12 protein-coding genes are annotated in these 14,444 nt (G+C 71.6%); 4 read left to right on the top strand and 8 right to left on the bottom strand.

What is annotated here, in order from left to right:
- Positions 1–2: 2 nt before the first annotated feature.
- From hisB to hisD, 3 genes are read right to left on the bottom strand one after another with little or no spacing between them, the layout of a single operon-like run.
- Positions 3–596: an imidazoleglycerol-phosphate dehydratase HisB gene (gene hisB / locus OG373_RS28315; RefSeq protein ID WP_030009963.1), complete on the bottom strand. Its 594-nt coding sequence runs from the start codon at positions 594–596 to the stop codon at positions 3–5.
- Entirely contained in the window at positions 593–1,711 is a 1,119-nt protein-coding gene (locus tag OG373_RS28310; protein ID WP_405441126.1) for a histidinol-phosphate transaminase, read from the bottom strand. The genes hisB and OG373_RS28310 overlap by 4 nt, the downstream gene beginning before the upstream one ends.
- Positions 1,708–3,048, bottom strand: a complete 1,341-nt coding sequence (hisD, locus tag OG373_RS28305) for a histidinol dehydrogenase (RefSeq protein WP_405441125.1) — start codon at positions 3,046–3,048, stop codon at positions 1,708–1,710. The genes OG373_RS28310 and hisD overlap by 4 nt, the downstream gene beginning before the upstream one ends.
- Before the next feature lie 125 nt (positions 3,049–3,173).
- Between hisD and OG373_RS28300 the strand changes: the two genes are divergently transcribed.
- The 3 genes from OG373_RS28300 to ybaK all read left to right on the top strand — a co-directional run bounded on the left by OG373_RS28300 (position 3,174) and on the right by ybaK (position 6,108).
- On the top strand, positions 3,174–4,769 hold the full coding sequence (locus OG373_RS28300; RefSeq protein ID WP_405441124.1) for an oxidoreductase: 1,596 nt from the start codon (positions 3,174–3,176) through the stop codon (positions 4,767–4,769).
- Positions 4,770–4,865: 96 nt separating this feature from the next.
- Complete coding sequence (locus OG373_RS28295) at positions 4,866–5,603, top strand: LON peptidase substrate-binding domain-containing protein (protein WP_405441123.1); 738 nt, start codon at positions 4,866–4,868, stop codon at positions 5,601–5,603.
- A gap of 10 nt (positions 5,604–5,613) precedes the next feature.
- The gene (gene ybaK / locus OG373_RS28290) at positions 5,614–6,108 is read left to right on the top strand and encodes a Cys-tRNA(Pro) deacylase (RefSeq protein WP_405441122.1); all 495 of its coding nucleotides are present in this window, start codon (positions 5,614–5,616) and stop codon (positions 6,106–6,108) included.
- Positions 6,109–6,326: 218 nt separating this feature from the next.
- Here the strand turns inward: ybaK and OG373_RS28285 are convergent, their stop codons facing one another.
- The 4 genes from OG373_RS28285 to OG373_RS28270 are packed head-to-tail and all read right to left on the bottom strand — an operon-like array spanning position 6,327 to position 10,300.
- A complete protein-coding gene (locus OG373_RS28285; RefSeq protein WP_405441121.1) occupies positions 6,327–6,986 on the bottom strand; it encodes a hypothetical protein in 660 nt (219 codons plus the stop codon).
- Between the two features lie 47 nt (positions 6,987–7,033).
- On the bottom strand, positions 7,034–7,879 hold the full coding sequence (locus tag OG373_RS28280) for an ABC transporter permease (protein WP_405444226.1): 846 nt from the start codon (positions 7,877–7,879) through the stop codon (positions 7,034–7,036).
- 47 nt (positions 7,880–7,926) lie between these two features.
- Positions 7,927–8,964 carry an ABC transporter ATP-binding protein gene (locus OG373_RS28275; RefSeq protein ID WP_405441120.1) on the bottom strand — a complete coding sequence of 346 codons (1,038 nt, stop codon included), beginning with the start codon at positions 8,962–8,964 and terminating at the stop codon, positions 7,927–7,929.
- Between the two features lie 28 nt (positions 8,965–8,992).
- A complete protein-coding gene (locus OG373_RS28270; RefSeq protein ID WP_405441119.1) occupies positions 8,993–10,300 on the bottom strand; it encodes an NYN domain-containing protein in 1,308 nt (435 codons plus the stop codon).
- A 222-nt stretch (positions 10,301–10,522) separates the two neighbouring features.
- On the opposite strand from OG373_RS28270, the gene OG373_RS28265 reads away from it, so the two are divergent.
- Positions 10,523–10,684, top strand: coding sequence for a hypothetical protein (locus OG373_RS28265; protein WP_184791978.1), 162 nt, complete (start codon positions 10,523–10,525; stop codon positions 10,682–10,684).
- An 86-nt stretch (positions 10,685–10,770) separates the two neighbouring features.
- Here OG373_RS28265 and dnaE read toward each other — a convergent pair whose 3' ends face one another.
- Positions 10,771–14,313 carry a DNA polymerase III subunit alpha gene (dnaE, locus tag OG373_RS28260; RefSeq protein ID WP_405441118.1) on the bottom strand — a complete coding sequence of 1,181 codons (3,543 nt, stop codon included), beginning with the start codon at positions 14,311–14,313 and terminating at the stop codon, positions 10,771–10,773.
- Positions 14,314–14,444 lie beyond the last annotated feature (131 nt).

The raw sequence follows: 14,444 nt of genomic DNA, 5'->3' as shown, positions 1-14,444 counted from the left end.
GGCTAGAGGGCGCCCTTCGTGGAGGGCAGGATGCCGGCCGCGCGCGGGTCGAACTCGGCGGCGTAGCGCAGGGCCCGGGCGAGGGCCTTGAACTGGCACTCCACGATGTGGTGGGCGTTGCGGCCGTACGGGACGTGGATGTGCAGGGCGATCTGGGCCTGCGCGACGAAGGACTCGAAGATGTGCCGGGTCATCGTCGTGTCGTACGTGCCGATCATCGGCGCCATGTTCTCGGGCTCGGTGTGCACGAGGTAGGGGCGGCCGGACAGGTCGACGGTCACCTGGGCGAGGGACTCGTCGAGCGGCACGGTGCAGTTTCCGAAGCGGTAGATGCCGACCTTGTCGCCGAGGGCCTGCTTGAAGGCGGCGCCCAGCGCGAGCGCGCTGTCCTCGATGGTGTGGTGGCTGTCGATGTGCAGGTCGCCCTCGGTCTTGACGGTGAGGTCGAAGAGGCCGTGGCGGCCGAGCTGGTCGAGCATGTGGTCGTAGAAGCCCACGCCCGTCGAGACGTCGACCTGGCCGGTGCCGTCGAGGTTTATCTCGACGACGACGGAGGTCTCCTTGGTGGTCCGTTCGACCCGTCCGATGCGGCTCATGCGTGCTGCTCCTTCTTCAGTGCGCGAACCGCTTCCAGGAACGCGTCGTTCTCCGCCGGGGTGCCCGCGGTGACCCGCAGCCATCCCGGTACGCCGTTGTCCCGGACCAGGACGCCCTGGTCGAGGATCTTCTGCCAGGCGGTGTGCGAGTCCTCGAACTTCCCGAACTGGATGAAGTTCGCGTCGGAATCGGTGACCTCGAAGCCGATGGCCCGCAGTTCCACGACCAGGCGGTCGCGCTCGGCCTTGAGCTGCTCGACGTAGCCGAGCAGGGTGTCGGTGTGCTCCAGGGCGGCCAGTGCGGTGGCCTGCGTGACGGCCGACAGGTGGTACGGCAGGCGCACCAGCTGGACGGCGTCGACGACGGCGGGGTGGGCGGCCAGGTAGCCCAGGCGCAGGCCGGCCGCGCCGAAGGCCTTGGACATGGTCCGGGAGACCACCATGTTCGGGCGGCCCTCGATGAGCGGCAGCAGCGAGTCGCGGTGGCTGAACTCCACGTACGCCTCGTCCACGATCACCAGGGAGGGTTTGGCGGCCTGGGCGGCCTCGTAGAGGGCGAGGACCGTCTCGGCCTCTACCGCGGTGCCCGTGGGGTTGTTGGGCGAGGTGATGAAGACGACGTCGGGGGCGTTCTCGGTGATCGCCTGCTCCGCCGCCTCCACGTCGATCGTGAAGTCCTCGCGGCGCGGGCCGGAGATCCACCCGGTGCCGGTGCCGCGGGAGATCAGCGCGTGCATCGAGTAGGAGGGCTCGAAGCCGAGCGCGGTGCGGCCGGGCCCGCCGAAGGTCTGCAGCAGCTGCTGGATGACCTCGTTGGAGCCGTTGGCGGCCCATACGTTCTCCCGCGCGACCGGGTGCTTGCCGGTACGGGTGAGATAGGCGGCCAGCTGGGTGCGCAGCTCGACCGCGTCCCGGTCGGGGTAGCGGTTGAGGGTGCGGGCGGCCTCGGCCACGCGCTCGGCGATCCGCGCGACGAGCTCGGCGGGGAGCTCGTACGGGTTCTCGTTGGTGTTCAGCTGGACGGGCACGTCGAGCTGGGGGGCGCCGTACGGGGTCTTGCCGCGCAGCTCGTCCCGGATGGGCAGGTCGTCGATGCCGATGCCGGCGGCGGTCATACGGTGGGCACCTTCCATCCGAAGCGCGCCTTCAGGGCGGCGCCGTGCGCGGGCAGGTCCTCGGCCTCGGCCAGCGTCACCACGTGGTGGGTGACCTCGGCGAGGGCGTCCCGCGTGTAGTCGACGATGTGGATGCCGCGCAGGAAGGACTGCACGGACAGGCCGGAGGAGTGGCAGGCGCAGCCGCCGGTGGGCAGCACGTGGTTCGACCCGGCGCAGTAGTCGCCGAGCGAGACCGGGGCCCACGGGCCGACGAAGATCGCGCCGGCGTTGCGTACGCGGGCGGCCCAGGCGGCGGCGTCGGCGGTCTGGATCTCCAGGTGCTCGGCGCCGTACGCGTCGACGACCTTCAGGCCGTCCTCCAGGGTGTCGACCAGGACGATCGCGGACTGCTTGCCGGCCAGGGCCGGCTTGATCCGGTCCTCGACGTGCTTGGTCGCGGCGACCTGCGGCTCCAGCTCCTTCTCCACGGCGTCCGCGAGCTCGGCGGAGTCCGTGACGAGCACGGCCGCGGCCAGCGGGTCGTGCTCGGCCTGGCTGATCAGGTCGGCGGCGACGTGCACCGGGTCGGCGGTGGAGTCGGCGAGAACGGCGATCTCGGTCGGGCCGGCCTCGGTGTCGATACCGATCTTCCCGGTGAAGTAGCGCTTGGCCGCGGCGACCCAGATGTTGCCGGGGCCGGTCACCATGTTGGAGGGAAGACAGTCTTCGGTCCCGTACGCGAACATCGCCACGGCCTGCGCACCGCCCACCGCGTACACCTCGTCCACGCCGAGCAGGGCGCACGCGGCGAGGATCGTCGGGTGCGGCAGCCCCCCGGCCGGGTCTCCTTCAAAAGTGGGCTTCTGCGGCGGGGACGCGAGCGCGATCGACTCGACGCCCGCCTCCTGGGCCGGTACGACGTTCATGACGACGGAGGACGGGTACACCGAGCGGCCGCCCGGGGCGTACAGCCCCACACGCTCCACGGGAACCCACTTCTCGGTCACGGTGCCGCCGGGGACCACCTGGGTGGTGTGCTCGGTGCGGCGCTGGTTTCGGTGCACGATCCGGGCGCGCCGGATCGACTCCTCCAGGGCGGCGCGGACGGCCGGGTCCAGCTGCTCCAGGGCGGCCTTGATGGCCTCCGCGGGCACCCGGACCTGCGAGAGCTCGACCCCGTCGAACTTCTGCGCGTACTCGATCAGCGCCGCCGTGCCACGATGATGGACGTCCTCGCAGATGGGCCGCACCTTCTCCAGGGCAGCTTCTACGTCGAACTCGGCACGGGGCAGCAGATCGCGCAGGGCGCCGCCCTCGGGGAGGGCGTCACCGCGCAGGTCGATACGAGAGATCACCTCACAATTCTCTCAGACCGCTTCGCGCCACCGTTCGCCTGTATCACTGGCTGATACAGGTCCCGGATGTCACAGGTGCCCGATAGCGTTCCCGTACATGTGGACGACAGCGGAGGGGGGCCGCCGTGACCGAGGCGCGCACGGATGAGGAACCGGCGGATCTGACCGCTGCCGAACGCCGCATGTGGGAGGCGTTCCGCACCGGCAGCGTCTGCGATCTCAGCGCCCGCGCCGCCGACCGGGACGATCCGCACGCCGACCACGTGTGGGGGCCCGAGCGCAGCGTCCGCGCCCGGGTCGTCGCCCGGCTGCTGCTGCACGGTCCGCCGCCGGTGCCGGGCCGGGTGGCCTCGCTCAAGCTGCGCGGGGTGCGGATCAGCGGGCGGCTGGAACTGTCCGGTGGCGCGGTGGCTCCGTACGTGGAGCTCCAGTCGTGCCGTTTCGACAGCGAGATCCAGCTGTCGGAGGCCCGTGTCGGCACGCTGCGGATGGTCAACTGCGCGATCCCGCGGCTGGAGGCCTCCCGGCTGCACACCGAGGGCGATCTGCACCTGCCGCGCTGCCGGGTGGCGCGCGGGATCCGGCTGACCGATGCGCAGATCGGCACCGACCTGCTGATCAGCCAGGCCGTGGTGCAGCGGGACAACAAGGGCCGGGCGATCGCCGCGGACGGGATGTCCGTCGCGCAGGACTTACAGGGCGAGCTGCTGGAGACCTACGGGGAGGTGAGCCTGCGCGGCGCCAAGGTCGGCGTGTCGATGAACCTGCGCGGGGCCCGCCTGCGCAACCCGTACGGGCGGTACGCGCTGAACGCCCCGCAGCTGACGGTGGAGCGGACCCTGTACCTGACCTCCATCGCACTGGACTACGCGGCGTACGGGGGCTCCTCCACTCCCCCGTACGGGCTGGGGCCGACGCCCACCCGCGGTCGGCGGGCCCAGCACTTCGAGTGCCGGGGCGGGCTGCGGCTGGACGACGGCCGCTTCGGCGACGCCATCGACTTCTACGGGGCGCGCTTCACCCTCACCCCCGACCAGGAGCTGTCCCTGCGGCGGATCCAGACCCCCGAGTTCCGTTTCGTCGGCGAGCGGCCGGAGGAGGGCCGGGTGGTGGTGTCCGGGGCCAAGGTGGTCAAGCTCGTCGACACCTCCACCAGCTGGCCGGGCCCGGGCGGGCTGTCCATCGAGGGGTTCGTCTACGAGAACCTCGCGCCCCGGGGGCACTTCCCGCTCTCCCGCCGCCTGGAGTGGCTGGAGGCGGCCACTCCCGAGTACTCGCCGGAGCCGTACGAGCGGCTGGCCGCCGTACTGCGGGCCAGCGGCGAGGACGCGGACGCCCGCGAGGTGCTGCTGGCCAAGCAGCGGCGCCGCCGGGAGACGCTGCCGCCCTGGCCGAAGGCGTGGGGGTACCTCCAGGACTGGACGGTGGTGTACGGCTACCGGCCGGGCCGGGCCGCCCTGTGGATGGCGGTGCTGTGGGCGGCGGGGGCGCTGCTGTTCTCCCAGCTCGACCCGCCGGCGATCAAGCAGGACGAGCACCCGCAGTGGAGCGCCGCCCTGTACGCGCTGGACCTGCTGCTCCCGGTGATCGACCTCGGTCAGCAGGGGCAGTGGAAGCTGGAGGGCGGCTGGCAGTGGGGCGCGGCGGGTCTCGTCATCATGGGCTGGATCCTGGCGACGACAGTGGCGGCGGGGGCCTCCCGGCTGCTGCGGCGGGGGTGACGGCGGCGGGGGTCGTCCGGTGGATCGCTCACATGCCGCCGTCCGCCCCTCAAACGCCGGACACTCGGGAGGGTTCGGGCGATTACCCTGTGCCTCGTGACCACCGTTCGCCTGCCCCTCTTCCCGCTGAACTCGGTGCTGTTCCCGGGACTCGTCCTCCCGCTCAACATCTTCGAGGAGCGTTATCGCGCCATGATGCGCGAGCTGCTGAAGACGGGCGAGGACGAGCCGCGCCGTTTCGCGGTCGTCGCGATCCGCGACGGCCGGGAGGTCGCGCCGACCCTGCCCGGCCTGCCGGACCAGACGGCCCTGCCCGAGCGGGGTCCGGCGGCGGGCTTCGGCCCCGACCCGATCCAGGCCTTCCACCGGGTGGGCTGCATCGCCGACGCGGCGACCGTGCGGGAGCGGGAGGACGGCAGCTTCGAGGTCCTGGCGACCGGCACCACGCGGGTCCGCCTGATCTCGGTCGACGCCTCGGGCCCCTTCCTGACGGCGGAACTGGAAGAGCTGCCGGAGGACTCGGGCGACGGCGCGGGTGTGCTGGCGGAGGGCGTGCTGCGGGCCTTCCGCAACTACCAGAAGCGGCTGGCCGGCGCCCGCGAGCGGTCCCTGACCGGCGCGGAGCTCCCCGACGAGCCCTCGGTGGTCTCCTACCTGGTGGCCGCGGCGGCGGTGCTGGACATCCCGGCGAAGCAGCGGCTGCTCCAGGCCCCGGACACCGCGACCCGGCTGGCGGAGGAGCTGAAGCTGCTGCGTACGGAGACGGCGGTGATCCGCCACCTCCCGTCGCTGCCGGCGGTGGACCTGACCCGTGCCCCGACGAGCCCGAACTGAGCGCACACCGATGGCGAAGAAGTCCAAGCAGGCCGCAGGCACCCCGGCGATCGTCGCCCTGACGGCGGCGGGCGTCGCGTTCACCACGCACGCCTACGAGCACGACCCGGCGCATCCCTCGTACGGCGAGGAGGCGGCGCAGGCGCTCGGCGTCTCGCCCGGCCAGGTGTTCAAGACCCTGGTCGCGGACGTGGACGGCGTCCTGACGGTGGCGGTGGTGCCGGTCTCGGGGTCACTGGACCTCAAGGCCCTGGCGACGGCCGTGGGCGGCAAGCGGGCGGCGATGGCCGACCCGGCCCTGGCGGAGCGCACGACGGGCTACGTCCGCGGCGGCATCTCCCCGCTGGGCCAGCGCAAGCGCCTGCGCACGGTGATCGACGCCTCGGCCGCGGCCCACGCCACGATCTGCTGCTCGGCGGGCCGCCGCGGCCTGGAGGTCGAACTCTCCCCGTCGGACCTGACCACCCTCACCTCGGCCACCCTGGCCCCCATCGCCCGGGCGTAAGCCGCTTCCAGCCCGTCCGCCACAACCCAGGCCCCGCCGGCACAACCCGGCCCGGCCAGCACAACCCAGCCCATCCGGCACAACCCAGCCCCGCCGGCGTTTGAGGCGCGGGTCCGGGCAGCGCCCGGCGGGGTCCGGGGGCGGAGCCCCGGGAAACGGAGAAAGGGCGGGGCGGGGACCGGCTCCGCGCAGCGGCGGACCCGCACCCCCCGGGAGGGTCAGGCGCGCGGGGACTCCGGCGCCGAAGGGGCGGAGTCGGCGGGCGGCGGCGCCTGGTAGTACCCGCTCCAGCCGTACACCGGCTCGGGATCCGGATCCCGCGGAGTCCACAACGCCGTCAGCCCGAGATGCAGCAGCACGGCCGTCATCGGCCACGCCAGCAGCGCCCCGTGCGCGAGCAGCTCCAGCGGCGCGTCGAACGGGACCCCCTTGCCCGCCCTGTTCGCCGCGGCGACCAGGTCCGACGACGGCCCCAGCCACAGCCCGAACCGCCACCCCACCAGCGCGGCGAAGACGGACCCGACCGCAAGGCCGATCACCAGCGGCACACCACCGGCCCGGCGCCACAGGAACGTGCCGACGGCGCTGAGCACGCCCAGTCCGAGGGACAGCAGGAAGAAGGTGCCGTCGGAGGCGATCCGCGCCTCGCTCTCGCTGTTGCGCAGGAACACGGCCTCCCCGTTGGAGACGTACTGCACCCGGGGGGCCAGCCACATCCACAGCAGGCCGAGGAGCAGTCCGGCCGCCCCGACGAGCAGGGCCACGACGGCCCCGTCGCGGATGTCCCCCGGGGTGATCGCCCCGGCGGCGGCACCCGGCTTCTCGGGCGGGAGCGACGGCGGGTCGAGGGGGGACGGCGGGGTCACGGCTTCGGTCACCCCCACATCGTGCCAGGTGTGCCCGGAAGCGGCGTCGGCGGACCGCGTCAGCGGACGGCCGCCCGGCGGTACGCCCAGGTCGCGACGGCCAGCGAGAGGACCCCCACCGCCCCGCACACGCCCAGGTCGAGGGCGACGGCGGCCCAGTCGGGCCGGGGAGCGAAGGTACGGGCGAACGCCTCGACGCCGTACGTGGACGGCAACAGGTCCCGGGCCCACACGATCATGTCCGGCATCCGCTCCGGCGGCAGCACCCCGAGCAGCAGCGCCGCCGACATGCCGAGCTGTCCCGCGAGGGTGGCCAGCTCCTGCCGCGGTGCGAGCAGCCCCAGCGCCGCGCCGAGCCCGGCCAGCGCGGCCCCGGCCAGCGGGACGACGGCGGCCAGGATCCACAGCCCGCTCATGGGCAGTCCGAACAGCAGGCACCCGAAGACGGCGGTGACCAGGGTCCCCGGCAGGGTGAAGGAGGCGTACGCGGCGGCCGCGCCCAGCACCACCGAAGCGGGCGGCACCGGCAGGGTGGCGTAGTGGTCGAGTCCGCCGCCGGCCCGCAGCTGCCCGAAGTACTGGGCGAGCAGGTTCAGCGCGACGAAAGCGACGACGAGCACCGAGGAACCGGCGACGACGGCGCGGGCCTCGGAGCCCCCGTCGACCACGCCCCGCATCAGGATCATGATCCCGACGGACTGGAAGGTGGCGACGAACAGCAGCGGGATCCGTGCCACCCGGGCCCGGGACAGCTGGGCCCGGTACACGGCGGCCAGGGAGGGGAAGAACCGCGCGCCGGGCGCCAGCGGCGCGGGCTGCGGCGTCTGTGCGCGGCCCGCGGCGTCGTGGGCCGACGCGGCGCCCGGAGCGGGTGGCGGCACGGCGCCCGAAGCGGGTGGCGGCACGGCGTCGGGCGCGACCGCGGCCCGGACGGCTCCCGTCGAGCGGTCGCTCACGACTTCACCAGCCCTTTCGTCCTGCCACCGAGGGCCAGGTACACGTCTTCCAGGCTGGGGGTGGCCAGAGTGAAGTCGTCGAGTGCTGCAAAGGCGGGGCTCCCGGTGACCGAGGCCACCGCCGCCCTCGCCTCGTCCGGCGCCAGCCGGAGCACCCATCGGCGCCCCGACTCGACGGCCCGGTCACGCAGCCGGGCGACCTCCGGGACCTCCAGCGGAGCACCCTCGCGCCAGACCAGCTCCAGCCGGACCTCGTCCGCGACGGTGGCCTTCAGACCGGCCGGGGTGTCGCAGGCGATGACCCTGCCCTGGTCGATGACGGCGACCCGGTCCAGGACGGTCTCGGCCTCGATGACGTTGTGGGTGACGAGCAGGACCGTGGCGCCGTGCTGCGCGCGGCGCCGGTCGACCGCGGACCAGACCGCGCGCCGGGCGACCGGGTCCATTCCGGTGGTGGGCTCGTCGAGGACCAGTACGGGCCGCTCCCCCACCAGTGCGGTGGCGAAGCAGGCGAGGCGGCGCTGGCCGCCGGAAAGTTTCTTCAGGGGCCGTCCGGCGATCGCGGTCAGTCCGAGTTCGTCCAGTACGGCGTCGCGCTCGGCGCGGGCCGCGCGGAGGCCGAGACCGCGCAGCCGCCCGGTGGTCTCGGCGGCGAGCGCCACCGTGAGCTCGTCCAGGGCGGTGGATTCCTGCCCCAGGTACGCGAGCAGCCGGGAGGCCCGCTCGGGGTGGCACACGAGGTCGTGACCGAGCAGGGTCACCGATCCGGAGTCCGGCCGCATCAGGCCGGTGAGCTGGCGGACCAGTGTGGACTTGCCGGCGCCGTTGGGGCCGAGCAGGCCGAAGATCTCGCCGCGCCGGACGTCCAGGGAGATCCCGTCGTTGGCGCGGGTCTCGGGCAGGGCGGGGGCCCCGCGCCGGCCGCGTACCGCGGGATACGTCTTGACCAGGTCACGCACCGCGCAGATGACGTCGGGCGCCGCTCCCGCGGCCGTCGCCGTGCCTTCTTGCGCCTGTGCTGTGCCCGTACTCACGAGGGAGCAGCCTACGGGGTTCCCGCCCCTACTCGGCCGTCGGGGTCAGCGGGGCGGCATGCTCGCCGGGGCCGGCTCCGGGGGCCGAGGCCGGTACGGCGGCCACGTGTTCGGCGGCGGCGCGGACGTCGATCTCGCGCCAGAACCCGGCGCGGATGGCATACCGGTCGTGCTCGTCGATCTGGTCGTCCTTGTGCGCGAGCAGCCCGAACCGGGCCGCGTAGCGCAGCAGTTCGCCGTCGATCCGGTGCGGGATCCGCGGGTACATCGTGGCCAGCTTCTGCAGGTGGACGGTCTCCGGGAGCCGTTCCATCCAGCGCCGGGCGAACACCTGTCCCACCTCGAACGGGTCGCCGCCGACGGTGGTGATGTCCTCCTCCCGGTCCGCCCAGCGCTGTTCGGCGCTGGTGAGCTGGGCGAGGGTGGGCAGCGAGGCGGTCTCGGCGGGCTCGCCCAGCGGTCCGGCCCGGTCGATCCAGCCCTTGTCGGAGGACCAGCGCAGGGCGCTGGCGGGGGCGTGGGCCCCGCTCGGCCCGCCCTGCGGGGCGCTCTGCTGGCCGGGGGCGCGCAGCGCTCCGGCCAGGTCCTTGGGGGTGGGGACCGGCTTGCCCCCCGGCGTGGCGGGCGCCGGTACGGGGACCCCGTCGCGGCCCCCTTCCCCGGTGGCGGCGGTGCCGTTGCGGGCGGCCTCGGCGAGCGCCGCCTCGGGCAGCGGGGCCGAGAGGATGGCGGCGATGTCCGGGCGCGGTGCGGGCGGCGGGGAGCACAGTCCGGTGAGGTCCTTGGCACGGACGGCCCGGGTGATCCAGGCCCGGTCCAGGACGCGGCGTTCGTCGGCCTCGGCGACGAGGTCCTCGGACTGGTTGTAGTCCCCGTCGGCGGCCTGGACGGCCCACAGGTGGACGGCGACCCCGTGTTCCTTGGCGGACATCAGGCCGGGCAGCAGGTCTCCGTCGCCGGTGACGAGAACGACGTCGGAGCAGGCGCGGTTGCGGGCGAGCTCGGTGAGCTCGGCGTGCATGGCGGCGTCGACGCCCTTCTGCGCCCAGCGGCCGTCGCTGCGGGTCAGGGCGCCGAGCCGGACGGTGACGCGGGGCATGACGCGCAGCCGCCGGTGCTCGGGCTGGGGCACCCGGTCGGGTGCGCCGTCGAACCAGTAGATGCGCAGCAGGGGCTGTTCGGTGTCGGCCTCGGCCCGCTCGCGCAGGCCCTGGATGAGGGCGGCATGGTCGATGGTGATCCGGGAGCGTGAGGGCTCCCCGGCGAGAAGGCTGGCGGCGGCACCCAGCAGGTAGCCGGCATCCACCAGGACGACGCAGCGGTCCACGCGTTCCACCCTCTTCCCTGGGGGTCCTCTGTGCTTTTCGGCGGGGTTCCCCGAGTCTGCCCGACCCCAAGGGTGTTGAAGGCCGGAACTCGATCATCGGCGTGGCGGATCTCACTACGGGTGGGGTGAGAGGCGGCGGCTACGCGCAGTAATGATCCAAAATGCGCGGTTTCCGGCCTTGTGTGAGGGTGAAGGCGGTCCTGGCCCCTAGACCCTCACGGAGGCTCCACCATGGCCAAGAACAAGAACCAGAAGCAGCCCGCCAAGCAGCAGCCCCGGTCGCAGGATCCGACCAAGGGCACCTCGGAGACCGAGTCGATGCCCTCCTCCTCGGCGCCGAGCCCGATGGACATGGCGCACAAGCGCAAGGAAAAGAAGTTCGGCCACAACTGACGGCCGTACCCGTACGCGGAAGGGCCCTCCCGGTTCACCGGGCGGGCCCTTCCGCACGTACTGCCGGGTCGCGCCCGGGGGCGGTGTTATCCGGCCAGGCAGGACGGCCCGAGCAGCACCTTGAGGTCGCCGAAGAGGGCGGGGTCGGGCTGTACGCGGTGCTTGTCGAGGCGGAGCACGGTGGTGGTCCGCGGCCCCTGGAGCTTGATCCGCACCTCGGTGTTGCCCTTGTGGTGGCGCAGGATCTCGCCCAGACGGGTCACCATCGGCGGCGTGACCTTGACGGTGGGGATGGTGAGGACCACCGGGGCGTTGGTGCCGGCCGAGGAGAGGTCGGGGACCATCATCTCCATGGCGACGAGGCGGGGGACGTCCTCGCGCTTGTCGAGGCGGCCCTTGACGAAGACGACGGTGTCCTCGACCAGCTGGGTGGAGACGAGCTGGTAGGTCGCCGGGAAGAACATGCATTCGATGGAGCCGGCCAGGTCCTCGACGGTGGCGATGGCCCAGGCGTTGCCCTGCTTGGTCATCTTGCGCTGGAGGCCCGAGATGATGCCGCCGATGGTGACGACCGCGCCGTCGGAGTGCTCGCCGCCGGTCAGCTGGGAGATTCCGGCGTCCGTCTTGTCGGACAGCACGTGCTCCAGGCCGAAGAGCGGGTGGTCGGAGACGTAGAGGCCGAGCATCTCGCGCTCCTGGGCGAGCAGGTAGGACTTCTCCCACTCGATGTCGGAGAACTCCACGTCGAGGCCGAAGCCGGGCTCGTCGCTCGCGTTCTCGTCACCCATTCCGCCGAACAGGTCGAACTGTCCCTCGGCCTCCTTGCGCTTGACCGCGACCACGTTGTCGATCATCGACTCGTGGTGCGCGACCAGGCCCTTGCGGGTGTGGCCCATCTCGTCGTAGGCGCCGGCCTTGATCAGCGACTCGACCGTGCGCTTGTTGCAGACGACGGCCTCGACCTTGTCCAGGAAGTCGGGGAAGGAGGAGAACTTCCCCTTCGCCTTCCTGGTCCTGATGATCGACTCCACGACGTTCGTGCCGACGTTGCGCACCGCGGTGAGGCCGAAGAGGATCACGTCGTCGCCCTGGGCCGCGAAGTTCGGCTCGGACTCGTTCACGTTCGGCGGCAGGACCTTGATGCCCATGCGGCGGCACTCGTTCAGGTAGATCGCGGACTTGTCCTTGTCGTCCTTGACCGAGGTGAGCAGGCCCGCCATGTACTCGGCCGGGAAGTTCGCCTTCAGGTAGGCGGTCCAGTAGGAGACCAGGCCGTACGCGGCCGAGTGGGCCTTGTTGAAGGCGTAGCCGGCGAAGGGCACCAGGACGTCCCACAGCGCCTTGATCGCCTGGTCGCTGAAGCCCTTGCTCCTGGCGCCCTCCTCGAAGATGACGAAGTTCTTCGCCAGCTCCTCGGGCTTCTTCTTGCCCATCACGCGGCGCAGGATGTCGGCCTCGCCGAGCGAGTAGCCGGCGATGATCTGGGCGGCCTTCTGGACCTGCTCCTGGTAGACGATCAGGCCGTAGGTGACCGCGAGCACCTCTTCGAGCGGTCCCTCCAGCTCCGGGTGGATCGGGGTGATCTCCTGCTGCTTGTTCTTGCGCAGGGCGTAGTTCGTGTGCGAGTTCATGCCCATCGGGCCCGGCCGGTACAGGGCCGAGACGGCGGAGATGTCCTCGAAGTTGTCGGGCTTCATCAGGCGCAGCAGGGAGCGCATGGGCCCGCCGTCGAACTGGAAGACGCCGAGGGTGTCACCGCGGCCGAGCAGTTCGAAGGTCTTGGGGTCGTCGAGCGGGAGGCCGAGGAGATCGATGTCGATCCCCTTGTTGGCCTTCACCATCTTGACGGCGTCGTCCATGATCGTGAGGTTGCGCAGGCCCAGGAAGTCCATCTTCAGCAGGCCGAGCGACTCGCAGCTCGGGTAGTCCCACTGGGTGATGGTGACGCCGTCGGTGTGCCGCACCCAGACGGGTACGTGGTCGGTGATCGTCTCGCTGGACATGATCACGCCGGCGGCGTGCACGCCCATCTGGCGGACCAGGCCCTCCACACCGCGGGCGGTGTCGATGACCTTCTTCACGTCGGGCTCGTTCTCGTACATCCCGCGGATCTCGCCGGCCTCGCCGTAGCGGGGGTGCGTCGGGTCGAGGATGCCGGAGAGCGGGATGCCCTTGCCGAGGACGTCGGCGGGCATGGCCTTGGTGAGGCGGTCGCCCATCGCGTACGGGTAGCCCAGCACGCGGGCCGAGTCCTTGATCGCGTTCTTGGCCTTGATGGTGCCGTACGTGCCGATCATGGCGACCTTGTCGGCGCCGTACTTGTCGGTCACGTACCGGATCACCTCGACGCGCCGACGCTCGTCGAAGTCGATGTCGACATCGGGCATGGAGACGCGCTCGGGGTTCAGGAAGCGCTCGAAGATCAGGCCGTGCGTGAGCGGGTCGAGGTCGGTGATGCCCATGGCGTAGGCGACGATCGAACCGGCCGCGGAGCCTCGGCCCGGGCCCACCGCGATGCCCTGGTTCTTGGCCCACATGATGAAGTCGGCGACGACGAGGAAGTAGCCGGGGAAGCCCATCGAGATGATCGTGTCCATCTCGTACTCGGCCTGCTGCATCCGGTCCTCCGGGATGCCCCCGGGGTAGCGGCGGTGCATGCCGCGCATGGTCTCCTCGCGGAACCAGCTGACCTCGGTGTGGCCGTCCGGGATGTCGAACTTCGGCATCAGGTTCCGGAACTTGAACATGCCCTCGGTGTCGACCTGGTCCGCGACCAGCCGCGTGTTGGCGCAGCCCTCCTGCCAGGCGTCCGAGGAGTCGATCGCGTACATCTCGTCGGTCGACTTGAGGTAGTAGCCGGTGCCGTCGAAGCGGAAGCGGTCCGGGTCCGAGAGGTTCTTGCCGGTCTGGATGCAGAGCAGGGCGTCGTGGGCGACGGACTCGCTCGCGTACGTGTAGTGCGAGTCGTTCGTCACCAGCGGCGGGATGCCGAGCTTCTTGCCGATCTCCAGCAGCCCGTCGCGGACCCGGCGCTCGATCTCGATGCCGTGGTCCATCAGCTCCAGGAAGTAGCGCCCCTCGCCGAAGATGTCCTTGTAGTCGGAGGCGGCCTGCACGGCCTCGTCGAACTGGCCGAGGCGCAGCCTGGTCTGGACCTCGCCGGACGGGCAGCCGGTGGAGGCGATCAGGCCCTCGGACCACTTGGAGATGGTCTCCTTGTCCATCCGCGGCCACTTCGTGAGCCAACCCTCGGCGTAGGCGTCGGAGGACAGCCGGAAGATGTTGTGCAGGCCGGTGGCGTTCGACGCCCAGATGGTCTTGTGGGTGTAACCACCGGAACCGGAGACGTCGTCCCGCTTCTGGTGCGGCTGGCCCCACTGGATGCGACGCTTGTTGCGCCGGGACTCGGGGGCGACGTACGCCTCGATGCCGATGATCGGCGTGATGCCGGCCTTCTGCGCCGTGTGGAAGAAGTCGTAGGCGCCGTGCAGATTGCCGTGGTCGGACATGGCGATGTGCGTCATGCCCATCTCGTTGCACGCGTTGAACATGTCCTTCAGCCGCGCGGCACCGTCCAGCAGCGAGTACTGGGTGTGGACGTGCAGGTGCGTGAACGGCGGCTTTGTCACGGCGCGGGTCCTCCGGGGGGCGGGGTGAGGGGGCAGCTTCGAATCCTACGTCGGCCGGGTGACAGATCACGGGCACTGAACGGTACGGTCGGGCGTTGCAGAACCAGGAGGGCCGATCCGACGTCCAGTCG

Origin of the sequence: Streptomyces avidinii, from assembly GCF_045161815.1 — a bacterium.
Taxonomy (GTDB): Bacteria; Actinomycetota; Actinomycetes; order Streptomycetales; family Streptomycetaceae; genus Streptomyces; species Streptomyces avidinii.
Note: the sequence above shows the minus strand (reverse complement) of the source record. Positions and strands in the feature narration are given on the sequence as shown.

Coding starts and splice junctions, on each gene's coding strand:
- OG373_RS28310 (WP_405441126.1), bottom strand. CDS start 1,711: ATGACCGCCGCCGGCATCGGCATCGACGACCTGCCCATCCGGGACGAG.
- ybaK (WP_405441122.1), top strand. CDS start 5,614: ATGGCGAAGAAGTCCAAGCAGGCCGCAGGCACCCCGGCGATCGTCGCC.
- OG373_RS28265 (WP_184791978.1), top strand. CDS start 10,523: ATGGCCAAGAACAAGAACCAGAAGCAGCCCGCCAAGCAGCAGCCCCGG.
- hisB (WP_030009963.1), bottom strand. CDS start 596: ATGAGCCGCATCGGACGGGTCGAACGGACCACCAAGGAGACCTCCGTC.